The organism is Arthrobacter sp. NPDC057013, from assembly GCF_042674585.1.
Classification (GTDB): domain Bacteria; phylum Actinomycetota; class Actinomycetes; order Actinomycetales; family Micrococcaceae; genus Arthrobacter.
In genome coordinates this window covers 98,624-112,023 of record NZ_JBHUSE010000007.1, presented here as the reverse complement: position 1 = coordinate 112,023, position 13,400 = coordinate 98,624, and the positions used below count along the sequence as shown (strand labels likewise).

The window sequence follows — 13,400 nt, the reverse complement described above, 5'->3', positions numbered from 1 at the left end:
GATCCCCATCCTTAGGAGTCAGTCACAATGTCGTGTGCGCATGCAGCGGGCATCCGTCCCGCAACCTTCGGCGTCCTGCGCTTGCCGCGGAACATCGTCGTCGGGGCCCAGCAGCGTTTTGCCATCGCCGATATCGCAGCAGAGCTCGGTGACAGCGTCCTCATCTGCACGGACCCCCGGCTTGCAGCCTCGGACGAACTGCAGGCCCTGGTCACGAGCCTTGAAAACCGGAAGTTGTCCGTCCGGGTCTACGGAGAAACCCAGGCGGAGCTGCCCACCCCGGGCATCATTGCCTGTGTCGAAGAGCTCAAGGGACAGGACATCGACGTCGTCATCGGCTTCGGCGGCGGCAGCTGCATGGACATGGCCAAAGTGGTCTCGGTGCTTCTGACCCACGGCGGTCAGCCTAGCGACTATTACGGCGAATTCGCTGTTCCCGGTCCCGTCAAACCCGTCATCGCGCTGCCCACCACGGCGGGCACGGGGTCCGAAGCGACAGCCATAGCCGTGGTTTCGGACCCCGGACTCGGCATGAAGATGGGCATCTCAAGCCCCCACATCATCCCCTTCGCCTCGGTGTGCGACCCCGAACTGACCTACACCTGCCCGCCGGCGCTGACGGCAGCCACCGGCGCGGACACCTTCGTCCACCTGGTCGAGTCGTTCACCGCCATCACCCGGGAACCAACCCGCACTCTCGCCAACGAGCGCGTGTTCGTGGGCAAGAATGTCCTTACGGACTCCCTGGCACTGGACGGGATCCGACTCCTGGGCCGGAGCCTGGCCACGGCCTACAAGGATCCGGGCAACACCGAGGCCCGCGCCGACATGATGCTGGCGGCGCTCTACGGCGGCATTGTGCTCAGCAACGCCGGAACGGCGGCGGCACATGCCATCCAGTACCCCGTCGGCGCACTGACTCACACACCGCACGGCGTGGGCGTCGGCCTGCTGCTCCCCTACGTCGTCCGCCACAACTTCAGCGCCATTGAACCGCAGCTGGCACAGGTTGCCGACGCGCTGGGACGCGACATCAGGGGTCTGGACACGCGCAGCGCGGCGGTCGCCGGCGTCGAGGCCATCGACGAAGTCATCGCCACCATCGAACTGCCCGCGACCCTCCGGGACCTCGGAGTGCAGGAGGGCGACCTCGGCCAGATTGCCAGGCTGTCCCTGAACTCCAAGCGCCTCATCGACAACAACCCGGTGCCGCTCGACATTGAGTCCGTCACGTCCATCGTGCAGGCCGCTTACACCGGCGACCGCACCATTCGCTGACAAAAGTCCCCGACGCATCATCATCTGATCAAGCCTAAGGATCACCCATGACACTTCTCTCCGCCCAAGAACCCCTCGACGTCGATGAGCTGGCCGTCCCCCGCCAGCTGCTCATCGCCGGAAACTGGCAGGACGCCGCTGGCGGCGGCACCGTCGCCGTCATCAATCCCTCCGACGGGACGGCGATCACCGCCATCGCAGACGCCGACGTCGAGGACGGCCTGGCCGCCGTCGATGCCGCCGCCGCGGCATTCCCGGAGTGGGCCGCCACACCGCCCCGGCGCCGCGCCGAGATCCTCAGCCGCTGCTTCGAGCTGATGACCGAGCGGGGCGAACAGCTGGCCCGCCTCATCTCGCTCGAGAACGGCAAAGCGCTTCCAGACGCCCGGGGAGAGGTGGCATACGCCGCAGAATTCTTCCGCTGGTACGCCGAGGAGGCAGTCCGGATCATCGGTGACGTTTCCACCTCGCCGTCGGGCGCGAACCGCATCCTGGTCCAGCACCAGCCGATCGGCGTCTGCGTCCTGATCACCCCGTGGAACTTCCCGGCCGCGATGGCCACACGCAAGCTGGCGCCGGCGCTTGCCGCCGGCTGCACCGCCGTGCTCAAGCCGGCCACGCTGACGCCCCTGACGTCGCTGGCCATCGCCCAGCTGATGGTCGACGCGGGCGTCCCGGCCGGCGCCGTCAACGTGATCACCACGAGCAAGACGAGCGATGTCATGACCCCGATCCTGGCCGACCCCCGCGTCCGGAAGCTGTCGTTCACCGGTTCCACCGGCGTCGGACGCCATCTGTTGCGGCAGGCAGCGGACAACGTCCTCAAGTGCTCCATGGAGCTGGGCGGCAACGCGCCGTTCGTGGTTTTCGATGACGCGGACCTGGACAAGGCAATCGACGGCGTCATGATCGCCAAGATGCGCAACGGCGGCCAGGCCTGCACCGCAGCCAACAGGATCTACGTCCAGCGCGGGATCCAGGCGGAGTTCGCCAGCCGCCTGGCGGCCCGCATGGCCGCCCTGACGGTCGGGCCCGGTACAGATCCAACCACCGAAGTGGGCCCGCTGGTTGATGAGGCAAGTGTCCTGAAGGTCGACGCCCTGGTGCGCGATGCCCTCGACCAAGGTGCGCGCCTGCTCACCGGCGGGCAGCTGCCGGAAGGGGAGGGTTACTACTACCCGCCCACCGTGGTGACCAACGTGCCACTCCATGCGCGCATGGTGAGCGAGGAAATCTTCGGGCCCGTGGCATCGGTCATCGGCTTTGATACCGAGGACGAAGTCGTCGCGGCCGCCAACGACTCCGAGTACGGCCTCGCGGCGTATGTGTTCACCGAGGACCTGCGCCGGGGGCTGCGGGTATCCGAACGCATAGAAAGCGGCATGGTGGCCCTCAATCGCGGGCTCGTCTCAGACCCGGCAGCGCCATTCGGCGGCATGAAGCAAAGCGGCCTGGGACGGGAAGGCGCCCACCAGGGCCTGCTGGACTTCACGGAAACCAAGTACATCGCCCTTGACTGGTGAATCCGGTTCACTCCCACCTGATCATCCCCCACATCCTTATTTGACCTTCGAAAGAAAAGACCAATGACGCTCTCCGCAGCAACGACCGGCAACGCACGCCGAGTGCCCTGGCGGGTATCCGTCGCCAGCTTCGCCGGAACCACCATCGAGTGGTACGACTACTACATCTTCGGCCTCCTTGCGGCCACCGGCGTTTTCAGCCGGCTCTACTTCCCCGAGCAGGACCCCGCCACGGGTCTCCTGTTGGCTTTCCTCACCTACGCGGTTGGTTTCGTTGCCCGGCCCTTCGGCGGCATGTTCGCTGGCCACTACGGGGACAAGATCGGCCGCAAGCCAATGCTGGTGCTCTCACTGCTGCTGATGGGATTCGCCACCTTGGCGATGGGCCTGTTGCCCACCTACGCGCAGATCGGCGTCTGGGCTCCGATCCTGTTGACGGTTCTGCGGCTCATGCAGGGGTTCGGTGCAGGGGCTGAATGGGCCGGTGCCGCCATCATCTCCACAGAACACGCCCCGGAAGGCCGCCGCGGATTCTTCGGCAGCTTCACCCAAATGGGTGTACCGGCAGGAATGCTGCTGGCCAACTCCTCGGTCCTGGCCGTGAAGGCCATGGTCCCGGCCGACGCCTTTGACGCCTGGGCCTGGCGCGTTCCGTTTCTCCTCAGCGTGCTGCTGATCGTCGTGGGCCTGGTGGTCCGCGCAAAGCTTGAGGACTCCGATGACTTCAAGGAGCTCGTGGCCAAGAAGCAGACTGCTCACAACCCGCTCGGGGAAGCACTGAAGAAGGAGACCAAGGGCGTCTGGCTGGTCGTCGGCATGCGCCTCGCCGAAAACTCGGCCTTCTACCTGTACACCACCTTCTCGGTTGTCTACATCATGCGGACGTTCGGGCCCGAACGCGCGAACCAGGGCTCCATGTCAGTTCTCATCGCCTCCGCCATCGGCGTCATCGCGGTGCCGCTCTGGGCAGCGCTGTCCGACCGGATCGGCCGGAAGCCGCTTTACCTGTTCGGATCCATCGGCGGGCTGCTGTTCTTCCCGCTCTACTTCGTCATGACGGACACCGGCAGCGCCCTGCTGGCAACCCTGGCCATCATCATCGGCCTCGCGGTCTTCCACAACTCCATGTATGGCCCCCAGGCTGCCTTCTTCGCCGAGCTCTTCTCCACCAAGCTCCGCTACAGCGGCGCCTCCATGGGCTACCAGTTCGGCTCGGTCCTGGCCGGAGGAATCGCGCCGCTGGTCGCCGTGGCCCTGCTCAATGCAGGCAACGGCGAACCCGGCTGGGTCATCCTGTACTTCAGCGTCATCGGCGTCATCACCGTGGCCTCGGCCATCATGGCTCCGGAAACTGTAAAGCGCCTGCGTGGAAGCCTTGAGCCGGCACAACACGATTCGGCTGCCTCCCAGGACACAACTGGCAAGGCCGGCGTCCGCTAGGGGTTTTTATTTAGCACGCCAGAGTTAGAAAAACCGGCGGCATCGGCAGTGTGTGCACTGCTGATGCCGCCGGCGGACTTTCTCCGGTCAGGCCGGGGACAGCTCATGGGCCCGCGGCAGCGGATCCAAGTGGCTGATGCCGGTGGGCGTGATCTGCAGGACCCGGGCCGTGGCGATGTCGTAGAACAGGCCCGTCACATGGACGTTCCCGCTCCGGATGGCGTCCTGCAGGCTGGCGTGCCGTTGCAGCCGCTCGAGCTGGACGGCAACGTTGACCATGGCCAGCTGGTCCACCGCGCCGTACCCGGCCTGTTCGGCGGCAACCTGGACGGGATGTCCGGCCTGGAATGACTCGAGGCTCGGCCGGCCGTGGTCGAGCCAGGACTCGACGGGGCAGCGCCCGTCCTCGCCCTCCTGGCTCTGGTCTGCGGCCTTCTGCTGTGGGTCAGGGCCGGCGAGCAGCGCCGTCATGGCACCGCAGCCGGAGTGGCCGCAGACCACGACGGACGTGACTGACAGCTGGTCAAGGGCAAACTTCAGCGATGCCTCAACCGACGGTTCGAGCCGGTCGCTTCCCACCACGTTGCCCACGTTGCGGACCGTGAACAGGTCCCCCGGGCCGCTGCTGGTGATCAGGTTGGGCACCAGCCGGGAGTCGGCGCAGGTGATGAACAGCGTGTCGGGGTCCTGGAAGGTGGACAGTTCCTCGACGTGCGGACGCAGCAGGTGGGCGTGCCGGCGGTGGTAGCTGTCCACGCCGTTGAGCACCGAGCGCACCGGGGCAGGCACATGTCCGGAACCGTCGGCCGCAAGCGTGGCACTGTCCCGCTGCCAGCTCCGCCACGGCGCGAAGCCGCCGCGCAGCGCGGATCGCGATGACCCGCGGGCGGGAGTTCCAGCCACGGCGGCGTGCAGGGTGGCGGTTCCGGTTTCCTCGATCTCGACGCTGCCGCCGTTGTTGATGTGCCGGACCCGCCAGGCCTCCAGGGTGTCGTGCACCGGGTGGTCCAGGTAGTCGACGTCGAGCTCCACCGTGACGTGGGACGCCGGCGGCACCGCTGCCAGCACCTTGCTCAGGCGGGGAAGCGACAGGAAGGTGCACGAGCCGTCGATGACCACACGCCACCGGTTTTCGGCTGCGGCGCCGAGCGGCTCCGCATGGATGCTGGCACGGACCACGCGCCAGACGACCAACAGCACCGCCAGGGCGAGCCCGATCAGCACGCCGGCAAGAAGGTTGACGAACACCACGGTGAGCAGCGTGGCGGCGTAGACGGCCAGGTCACCGGTGACGCGTGCCGTCTGGAAATCGGCCACCTTCACCAGGCGGATGCCGATCATGATGAGCAGCCCGGCAAGCACGGACTCGGGCACCAGCTGGATGACTCCCGCCAGCAGCAGGGAAAAGACGAGCACCCAGATGCCGTGGAGGATGGCGGACTTGCGGGTCCGTCCCCCGGCCTCCACGTTGGTGGCACTGCGGACGATCACGCCGGTAACGGGAAGCCCGCCCAGCATGCCCGACGTCACGTTGGCGGCCCCCTGGCCGAGGAGCTCGCGGTTGAAGTCCGTACGCTCGCCGTGGTGCATCTTGTCGACGGCGACGGCAGACAGCAGCGATTCCACGCTGGCCACCAGGGCGATGGTGACCACGCCGACAGCGATGGCGGTCCACTCCCCCTGCGGCAAGTGCGGAAGGGACAGGGCATCCAGCAGCGAACCGTCAAAGGTGATCCGGTCGACGTCGGAATTGAACGGCAGCGACAGCAGCGTGGCGGCCACGACGGCGACGAGCGGGCCGGGCACCCGGCGGACGGCGGCCGGCATGTGCTTCCATGCGACGAGGAGTGCGATCACCACAGCCCCGAGGAAGGCGGCCTGCGGATCGACGGCGGCCAGGCTGTCCGGCAGAGCCAGGATGTTGTGCAGTGCGGCCTCCCCGGCTTCGCTGCCGAGCATCACATGCAGCTGCTGCAGGACGATGATGATGCCGATCCCGGCAAGCATCGCATGCACCACCACCGGGGCGATGGCGAGGGCAACGCGGCCCACCCTGGCCATGCCCAGCAGCACCTGCATGACACCGGCGGCCACGGTGATGGCGCAGGTGACCGGCCAGCCGAACTGCTCGATGAGGCCGGCCACGATGACCGTCAGGCCCGCAGCGGGGCCGCTGACCTGCAGCGGTGCTCCGCCGAGGCTGCCGGCCACGATGCCGCCGACTGCAGCCGCGATCAGTCCGGCCATGACCGGCGCGCCCGACGCCGCGGCGATGCCGAGCGACAGGGGAACGGCGACGAGGAACACCACGAGGGAGGCGGGCAGGTCCCAGCGGAGGCCCGAGGTCAGGCGGGCCAGGACTGGTATCCGGCTCCTGCCGGAATCGATGGGGGTTGGATCCGTGGCGGCTGGCGAGGGCATATAAGTCCTTAGCTCGTTCGAAGGGTCCTTATCCACGCTATTGACGCCCCGACGGGGGCCGCAAGGGTACCGCCCGTGAGAAGAAACACGAGGTCAGAGCGGACATAAAGCGAAAACTAGTGCACTAATCCATTCGTTTGCATAAAGTCTCCGCGCCCCCGGGATGCCGTGTTCCCCACACCGCAAGGGCTCCCCGCCGGCCAGTAAAACCGGCCGCTGTTCAAGTCACACGGCCCGTTACACGGGTGACTGCGCGTTCACCGGGAAATAAATTTCCGACGCCGGTTCCCCGGCCGTCCGGACGGCGTCCGCTTCGGCTGGTAAAGGTCGGTTAAACGGCAGAGGATCCATCCCTGGGGGATGGATCCTCTGCGTCGGAACCGGTGCCGGCTGACCGTGCCGGCAGGCGGCGCCTAGCGCTTGACGGCGTCCAGCTTCAGCATCTTGGCGATGACGCCGTCGAGCTCGGAGTCGTCGAAGATCTTCTTCCAGTCGTCCTTGATGATGGTGTCCTTGCCGTACTGGATGGCGATTTCACAGGCCTCGGAGAACGGGTTGGAGCCGCGCAGGGCGTTGGTGAGAGCGATCTGCACGTGGCCGAACAGCATGGCCTTGGCAGCTTCCTCAGGCACGCCGGCGGTGTGGACGGTCTCGTGCAGCGCCTCATTGAGCAGGGTGCCGATCATGCAGGCCACGGTCTCCACGAGGGTGGGTTCGAGGATGGCAAGCTGCTTCACGGTGACCCAGTGGACGTCGATCACGGGGGCGTAGATGACGCGGATGGTGGCCTCGGCGGCAGCCTTGGTGGCCTCGGAAGCGTCCTCGTCGATCGCGGCAACCACGTTCTGAGGGGCGCCCTGGCCGCCGAAGGTGTCGGCCCATTCTTCCTTGGTGGTGCGTTCCAGGAAGACGGACGGGTGGCAGGGGTGGGCCACGGCCTGGACGACGTCCTCGCGCTGGGCGAGCAGGCCGGCGTAGGCGGCGGCCGGATCCAGGGTGAGCAGGATGGCGCCGGCTTTCATCTGCGGGACGACGGCCTCGGACACGCCGCCCAGGACGGTGTCCGGAACGGCGAGGATCACGACGTCGGCGCCCTTGACAGCGTCGTCGGTGGCGGTGATTTCACGGCCTTCTCCGCGGACGCGGTCCTGGCCGGCGGGCGAGTTCTCGGAGTAGAACACGGTGTGGTTCGACTTCTGGAGGTTACGCGAAACGCGCATCCCCATCTTGCCTCCGGCTCCGATAACGGCGACGGTCAACTGTTCTGCAGACATTTCATTTGCTCCTTAGGAAATCGATGCTTTGCTGGGTCCACTGGTTTTCGAGGCGGATGGTTTCGTCCTCGGTGTCCTGCCACGGCAGCCAGTGTTCGACGATCTGGTTGATGTTTCTTTCTTTGGGCTGAAGCTTCCGGGCCATGTAGTCGTAGTCCAGGAGGCCTTCGCCGAGCGGCGCGCCGGAGTACGTGAACCCGACCCACCCCTCCTTGCGGCTGAACGCAAAATCTTTGATGTGCATGTTGAGAACATGGGGGGCGACGGCGTCAATCACCTCACGCGGCGATTCCAGGGCCGCCACGGTGTTGGCCGGATCGCTGCACACGCCCAGGTACAGGCTTCCGACGCGCTCGATGACCTCCAGGATCCGGGCAGTGGGGACCTGTTCGTAGGTCTCCACCGCGATCCGCACCCCGGCCGCCTTGAACTCGGGCAGGACCTCCGTGAAAATCTCCACCGCCTCATCCGCCGTCGGGGTGTGGCCCGGGGTGTTGAACATGGTCCGCAGCAAAGGTGCGCCCAGGATTTTGGCGATGTGCAGGAAATTCCGCAGGTGCTCCGGCCGGATGCCTTTGGTGCCCAGCTCCAGGCTGATCCCGAGCGAGTCGGCCGTGGCCCGCACGGCCTGCAACTCGTCGTCGCTCATGGTTTCCAGCGGTGCGTAGTCGCAGATCTGGAACAGGTCCACGCCCAGCGCGGCGGTCCGCTCCAGCGCCTCGTGGATGCTCAGCGGCTTGCTCACCTTGTCGGAGAGCTGCCAGAAGAACGCGTAGCTGCTCAGGCCGATCCGGCTGCCCTGTCCGATCCGGCTCATGCTGCCAGTTCCTTCGCGGCAAGCCGCTGTGCGGCCTCGTCCAGGATGTCCCGCACCGCGGAGGGGTTGTGGGCGAAGCGGCCCAGGAACAGCCCGGTGGCGGCGGGGCCGAGCTGGCTGATGAGGCCGGGGCCGGCGCTGCCGCCGTAGATGACCCGGCTGTCTTCCTGGCCTTCGCGGCTGCGCAGGTGCGTGTCCAGGCCGGTGATGACTTCGCTGATGAACCCGGGCGAGGCCGGTTCGGCTGCGCCGATGGCCCACTGCGGCTCATAGGCCACGATGGTGCGCCCAGCGCTAACGAGGCTTCCGGCACGGTTCAGGACGCCGTCGATTTCGCGGATGCAGTGCTTGATGGCGTCAGCCGCGGTGCCGCGGCCGGGTTCGCCCACGCACAGCACCGGGGTGAGGCCGTTGCGGTACGCCGCAGCGGTCTTCAGCCCGATCACGTCGTCATCCTCACCGAATATGCGGCGGCGTTCGGCGTGGCCCACCTCGGCGTACCGGCCGCCGGTTTCGGCCACCATCTTGCCGCTGACCTCGCCGGTGAAGGCGCCTTCGTCCTCCCAGAAGATATCCTGGGCACCGGCGGCGGCCCCGGCGGCGGACAGGATCCGCGCGCACTCGGGCAGCACCGGGTGGGCCGGCAGGGCGAACAGTTCAATGTCGCCGCTGCGGACAGCCGGGTGGTCCGAGGCGATCCGCGCCACGTCCCGGCACCAGTCCAGGGTCCGCTCGTAGCCGAAGTACATCTTCAGGCTGACGCCGATGATCGCTCTGGGCTTGTTGGCACCGGGCTTGTTGGCACCGGGCTTGCTGGCACCGGCCCGGGATGGGGGGTTAGCAGGAAGTGACACCCTCGTAGTCCTTAATCAGGGTGACCTTGTCGGCGGAGGCCGAGGACTCGTCAAAGGTGTACGTCAGCCATTCCCTGGCGAGGCGGCGGGCGAGCTCCAGGCCCACGACGCGCTGGCCGAAGGTGAGGACCTGGGCGTTGTTCGACAGGATGGAGCGTTCAACGGAGAAGCTGTCGTGCGCGGTGACCGCCCGGACGCCTGGGACCTTGTTCGCGGCGATGGCCACGCCCAGGCCCGTGCCGCAGACCAGCAGGGCGCGGTCGGCCTTGTCGGCGGCGATGAGCTCGGCGGCGGCGATGGCTACGGACGGGTACGGGGTGTGGCTTGTGGCGTCCACCCCGACGTCGGTCACGGACTCAACCAGTTCGCTGGCCTCCAGGTCCGCCTTCAGGGCTTCCTTGTACTCGAATCCGGCGTCGTCGGAACCGACGACCAGACGCAGTTTGGCGCTCATGCGTTCTCCTTAATGGTGATTGCTGCAGCTTTCGCCTCGGCGAAGGTGTTGTGGATGGCCCGGACGATCAGTGCCATGGAAACGGCGCCGGCATCCGGGGTGCCCAGGCTCTTTTCGGCGTGCGGGCGTGCCCTGCCCATGAGGGGCAGCAGGTTGGCGGTTTCCTCGGCGGCCTGCTGGGCCACGGTGGCTGCCGCGCCCCACGCGTCGGTGAGGGACTGCCCGGAGCCGACGGCGGCGGAAAGGGCGTCGCGGAACGGAACGAGGACGTCCACGAGGGTCTTGTCGCCCACCTTGGCCTTGCCAAAGCCCATGATCGCGGCGGCGGCCTCCGCCACTCCGGCGGCGACAGCACCAGCGTCGGGCGTGGCGCTGTCCCCGACCGCGTCCCCGACGGCCCGCAGGGCCATGCCCCAGAGAGCGCCGGAGGTTCCGCCGGCACGGTCGGCCCAGGCGTCGGCGGCCAGGTGCAGGGTGGTCGCTGCGCCGGCACCGCGTACCACGGCGTCAGTTGCGGCATCGACCGCTGCCCGGACACCGCGCTCCATGCCGATGCCGTGGTCACCGTCGCCGGCGATCGCATCGATGCGGCCCAGTTCCTCGACGTTGGCATCAACGACGTTCTTGGCGGCGCCGAGGGCGGCCAGGACCCGGACTGCGGCGGCACGCGACTCGTCCGTGGCTTCCGGAATCGCCACGATCTCAGCCGCTTCGGCGGACAGTTCGCCGGCGCTCAGGTCGTCGGCGTCCAGGGCCTGCGTGGTGACGGCGCCGCGGCGGAAGGCCGGGGCGTCCGCGGGGGCGTTCCAGAGGGTTTCGAGCTCATCGTCCAGCCAGAACAGGGTGAGGGAGGTGCCGGCCATGTCGAAGCTGGTGACCAGTTCGCCGACCTGCGGGTCAACGGCTTCCAGGCCGGCCTCGGCCAGGAGCTGGGCGACGCGGCGGTAGACCACGAACAGTTCCTCGTACTTCACCGAGCCGAGGCCGTTGAGGACCGGAACCACGCGTGATCCCTTGGCTTCGAGGCCTTCGGGAACCTCGGTGAGGAGCTTGCCCACGAGCAGTTCGGCGAGCTCATCCGCCGTCGGAATGTCCGTTTCATCGATGCCGGGCTCGCCATGGATGCCCATGCCCACCGCCATCCGTCCCTCCGGGACGGTGAACAGCGGGTTCTCGGCGCCCGGGAGGGTGCAGCCGGTGAACGCGACGCCGAAGGACCGGGTCCGGTCATTGGCGCGCTCGGCAATTTCAAGGGTGGCGTCCATGCCGTAGCCGGCCTCGGCCGCGGCGGCTGCGACCTTGAAGACCGTCAGATCACCGGCGATGCCGCGCCGCTTCTGCCGTTCGGCCAGCGGTGCGGAGGAGACGTCGTCGGTCACGGCGATGCTGCGGCAGTCGATGCCCTCGGCCCGGAGCTTCTCCTGGGCCTGGGTGAAGTGCAGGACGTCGCCGGCGTAGTTGCCGTAGCCCAGCAGCACCCCGGCGCCGTTGTTGGCGGCCTTGGCCACGCTGTAGACCTGCTGCGCGGAGGGCGACGCGAAGAGGTTGCCCATCGCAGCGCCGTGGGCCAGGCCCTGGCCCACCAGGCCAGCGAACGCCGGATAGTGGCCGGAGCCGCCGCCGATCACCAGGGCCACGGTATCCGCGGCGCTCTTCGTGCTGCGGGCCACGCCACCCGGGACACGCCGCACCCACCGGCCGTGCGAGGCAACAAAGCCCTCGATCATCTCATCAGCAAACGCTGCGGGTTCATTGAACAGGCGGGTCATTCGGAACTCCTGGGACTATCAGTGGAAATCGCTGCGGTCGGGGTGCTGAGCCGGCACTCAGGGCTCGGAGTGGTGTCCGGCGCCCGCGGGGTCCAGGGCCTCTGCGGGGATGCCTTCGCTGACCTTGCCGGAGCGGCTCAGCACCACCATGAGGACGGAGGACAGGAGCATGAAGCCGCCGACGACGAACATCGGAACCGTGTAGTTGCCGGTCCAGTCCTTCAGCCATCCGGTGATGTAGCCGGCGCTGAAGCCTGCCAGGTTGCCCACGGTGTTGATCAGTGCGATGCCGGCAGCGGCGGCCGCGCCGGTGAGGAACTGAGTAGGAACGGTCCAGAAGTTGGGCAGTGCCGCGAAGATGGACATCGCAGTGATGGTGATAACGGCGATGGTGGCTGCCGGGGAACCGGCGAACAGGGCCAGCGGGATGCTGAGGCCGCCGACGAGGGCAGGAACCGCGATGTGCCAGGTCTTCACGCCGCGTTTGGTGGCATCCTTCGACCAGAAGTAAAGGGCAGCGGCCGCGGGCAGGTACGGGATCGCGGTGATGAGGCCCTTTTGCAGGACATCGAACTTGGTGCCATAAAGGCCTTCGAAGCCGGAGATGATGGTGGGCAGGAAGAACCCGAGGGCGTAGAGGCCGTAAATGAAGCCGAAGTAGATGGCGGACAGCATCCAGACGCGGCCGTTGCCGAAGACGGTGCGGACGCTGACGTGCTTGTTGCTGGCGGTGGTGTCCTTCTTTTCCTTCTCCAGGGCGCCGGTCAGCCAGGTCTTTTCCTCGGCGGTGAGCCACTTGGCCTTGGCGGGCGAGTCGGCAAGGTAGAACCAGGCGATGATGCCGATGATGATCGCGGGAACCGCGACGCCGAAGAACATGACGCGCCAGCCGGCGAGCCCGAAGAGACCGTGCTGCTGGATGAGCAGGCCGGCGAGCGGGGCGCCGATCACTGTGGTCAGCGGCTGAGCCAGGTAGAACAGGGCCAGGATCTTGCTGCGGTGCCGGGCCGGGACCCACAGGCTTAGGAACAGGATGGCGCCGGGGAAGAAGCCGGCCTCGGCCACGCCGAGGATGAAGCGCAGGATGTAGAGCTGCTCGACGTTGCCCACCCAGGTGAACAGCAGGGAGACGATGCCCCAGCTGACCATGATGCGGGCCAGCCACCGCCGGGCGCCGAACTTGTGCAGGGCCAGGTTGCTGGGGACTTCGAGCAGGATGTAGCCGATGAAGAAGACGCCGGAAGCGAAGCCGAACTGCGCCGCGCCGAGGGCCAGGTCCGTGTTCATGCCATTGGGGCCGGCGAAGGAGATGGCCGTGCGGTCCAGGTAGTTGATGAAGAACATCAAGGCGACGAACGGCACCAGCCGGACCGCCACTTTCCTGATTGCAGATCTTTCGACCACCGATTGTGTGGTGTCCACATTGACTCCTAGATGTTGGTAGCCCCGGCCGCGTCCTGCTCTGGATGCTTTGGGGGTTTCTCTCAATGCCGTCCGCCGGAAGGAGACCGGCAGTGGCTACGCGCTGTGAGATCAACCATACGGCGAAACAAGCAAATTGGTCAACCGG

10 protein-coding genes are annotated in these 13,400 nt (G+C 67.1%); 3 read left to right on the top strand and 7 right to left on the bottom strand.

Annotation, left to right across the window (positions count from 1 at the left end; translation table 11 throughout):
• Window positions 1–27: 27 nt before the first annotated feature.
• From ACFTSA_RS11785 to ACFTSA_RS11775, 3 genes are all read left to right on the top strand, one after another.
• A complete protein-coding gene (locus ACFTSA_RS11785; protein ID WP_377951444.1) occupies window positions 28–1,278 on the top strand; it encodes an iron-containing alcohol dehydrogenase in 1,251 nt (416 codons plus the stop codon).
• 47 nt (window positions 1,279–1,325) lie between these two features.
• Entirely contained in the window at window positions 1,326–2,801 is a 1,476-nt protein-coding gene (locus ACFTSA_RS11780; RefSeq protein ID WP_377951443.1) for an NAD-dependent succinate-semialdehyde dehydrogenase, read from the top strand.
• Window positions 2,802–2,864: 63 nt separating this feature from the next.
• A complete protein-coding gene (locus tag ACFTSA_RS11775; RefSeq protein WP_377951442.1) occupies window positions 2,865–4,241 on the top strand; it encodes an MFS transporter in 1,377 nt (458 codons plus the stop codon).
• A gap of 87 nt (window positions 4,242–4,328) precedes the next feature.
• Here the strand turns inward: ACFTSA_RS11775 and ACFTSA_RS11770 are convergent, their stop codons facing one another.
• The 7 genes from ACFTSA_RS11770 to ACFTSA_RS11740 all read right to left on the bottom strand — a co-directional run bounded on the left by ACFTSA_RS11770 (window position 4,329) and on the right by ACFTSA_RS11740 (window position 13,252).
• Window positions 4,329–6,662, bottom strand: coding sequence for a SulP family inorganic anion transporter (locus tag ACFTSA_RS11770; protein ID WP_377951441.1), 2,334 nt, complete (start codon window positions 6,660–6,662; stop codon window positions 4,329–4,331).
• Between the two features lie 413 nt (window positions 6,663–7,075).
• Window positions 7,076–7,936, bottom strand: coding sequence for a phosphogluconate dehydrogenase C-terminal domain-containing protein (locus ACFTSA_RS11765; protein WP_377951440.1), 861 nt, complete (start codon window positions 7,934–7,936; stop codon window positions 7,076–7,078).
• A gap of 1 nt (window position 7,937) precedes the next feature.
• Window positions 7,938–8,753 carry a sugar phosphate isomerase/epimerase family protein gene (locus ACFTSA_RS11760; protein WP_377951439.1) on the bottom strand — a complete coding sequence of 272 codons (816 nt, stop codon included), beginning with the start codon at window positions 8,751–8,753 and terminating at the stop codon, window positions 7,938–7,940.
• Window positions 8,750–9,607 carry a triose-phosphate isomerase family protein gene (locus tag ACFTSA_RS11755; RefSeq protein ID WP_377951438.1) on the bottom strand — a complete coding sequence of 286 codons (858 nt, stop codon included), beginning with the start codon at window positions 9,605–9,607 and terminating at the stop codon, window positions 8,750–8,752. Before ACFTSA_RS11755 ends, ACFTSA_RS11760 begins: the two co-directional genes overlap by 4 nt.
• Entirely contained in the window at window positions 9,591–10,061 is a 471-nt protein-coding gene (locus ACFTSA_RS11750; protein WP_377951437.1) for a ribose-5-phosphate isomerase, read from the bottom strand. Before ACFTSA_RS11750 ends, ACFTSA_RS11755 begins: the two co-directional genes overlap by 17 nt.
• Complete coding sequence (locus tag ACFTSA_RS11745) at window positions 10,058–11,830, bottom strand: dihydroxyacetone kinase family protein (protein WP_377951436.1); 1,773 nt, start codon at window positions 11,828–11,830, stop codon at window positions 10,058–10,060. The genes ACFTSA_RS11750 and ACFTSA_RS11745 overlap by 4 nt, the downstream gene beginning before the upstream one ends.
• A gap of 57 nt (window positions 11,831–11,887) precedes the next feature.
• Window positions 11,888–13,252 carry an MFS transporter gene (locus ACFTSA_RS11740; protein ID WP_377951435.1) on the bottom strand — a complete coding sequence of 455 codons (1,365 nt, stop codon included), beginning with the start codon at window positions 13,250–13,252 and terminating at the stop codon, window positions 11,888–11,890.
• Window positions 13,253–13,400 lie beyond the last annotated feature (148 nt).

Bases quoted from the DNA above. Each gene is read 5' to 3' on its own strand.
- ACFTSA_RS11775 (WP_377951442.1), top strand. From the start codon at position 2,865: ATGACGCTCTCCGCAGCAACGACCGGCAACGCACGCCGAGTGCCCTGG.
- ACFTSA_RS11765 (WP_377951440.1), bottom strand. From the start codon at position 7,936: ATGTCTGCAGAACAGTTGACCGTCGCCGTTATCGGAGCCGGAGGCAAG.
- ACFTSA_RS11770 (WP_377951441.1), bottom strand. From the start codon at position 6,662: ATGCCCTCGCCAGCCGCCACGGATCCAACCCCCATCGATTCCGGCAGG.
- ACFTSA_RS11760 (WP_377951439.1), bottom strand. From the start codon at position 8,753: ATGAGCCGGATCGGACAGGGCAGCCGGATCGGCCTGAGCAGCTACGCG.
- ACFTSA_RS11780 (WP_377951443.1), top strand. From the start codon at position 1,326: ATGACACTTCTCTCCGCCCAAGAACCCCTCGACGTCGATGAGCTGGCC.
- ACFTSA_RS11745 (WP_377951436.1), bottom strand. From the start codon at position 11,830: ATGACCCGCCTGTTCAATGAACCCGCAGCGTTTGCTGATGAGATGATC.
- ACFTSA_RS11750 (WP_377951437.1), bottom strand. From the start codon at position 10,061: ATGAGCGCCAAACTGCGTCTGGTCGTCGGTTCCGACGACGCCGGATTC.
- ACFTSA_RS11785 (WP_377951444.1), top strand. From the start codon at position 28: ATGTCGTGTGCGCATGCAGCGGGCATCCGTCCCGCAACCTTCGGCGTC.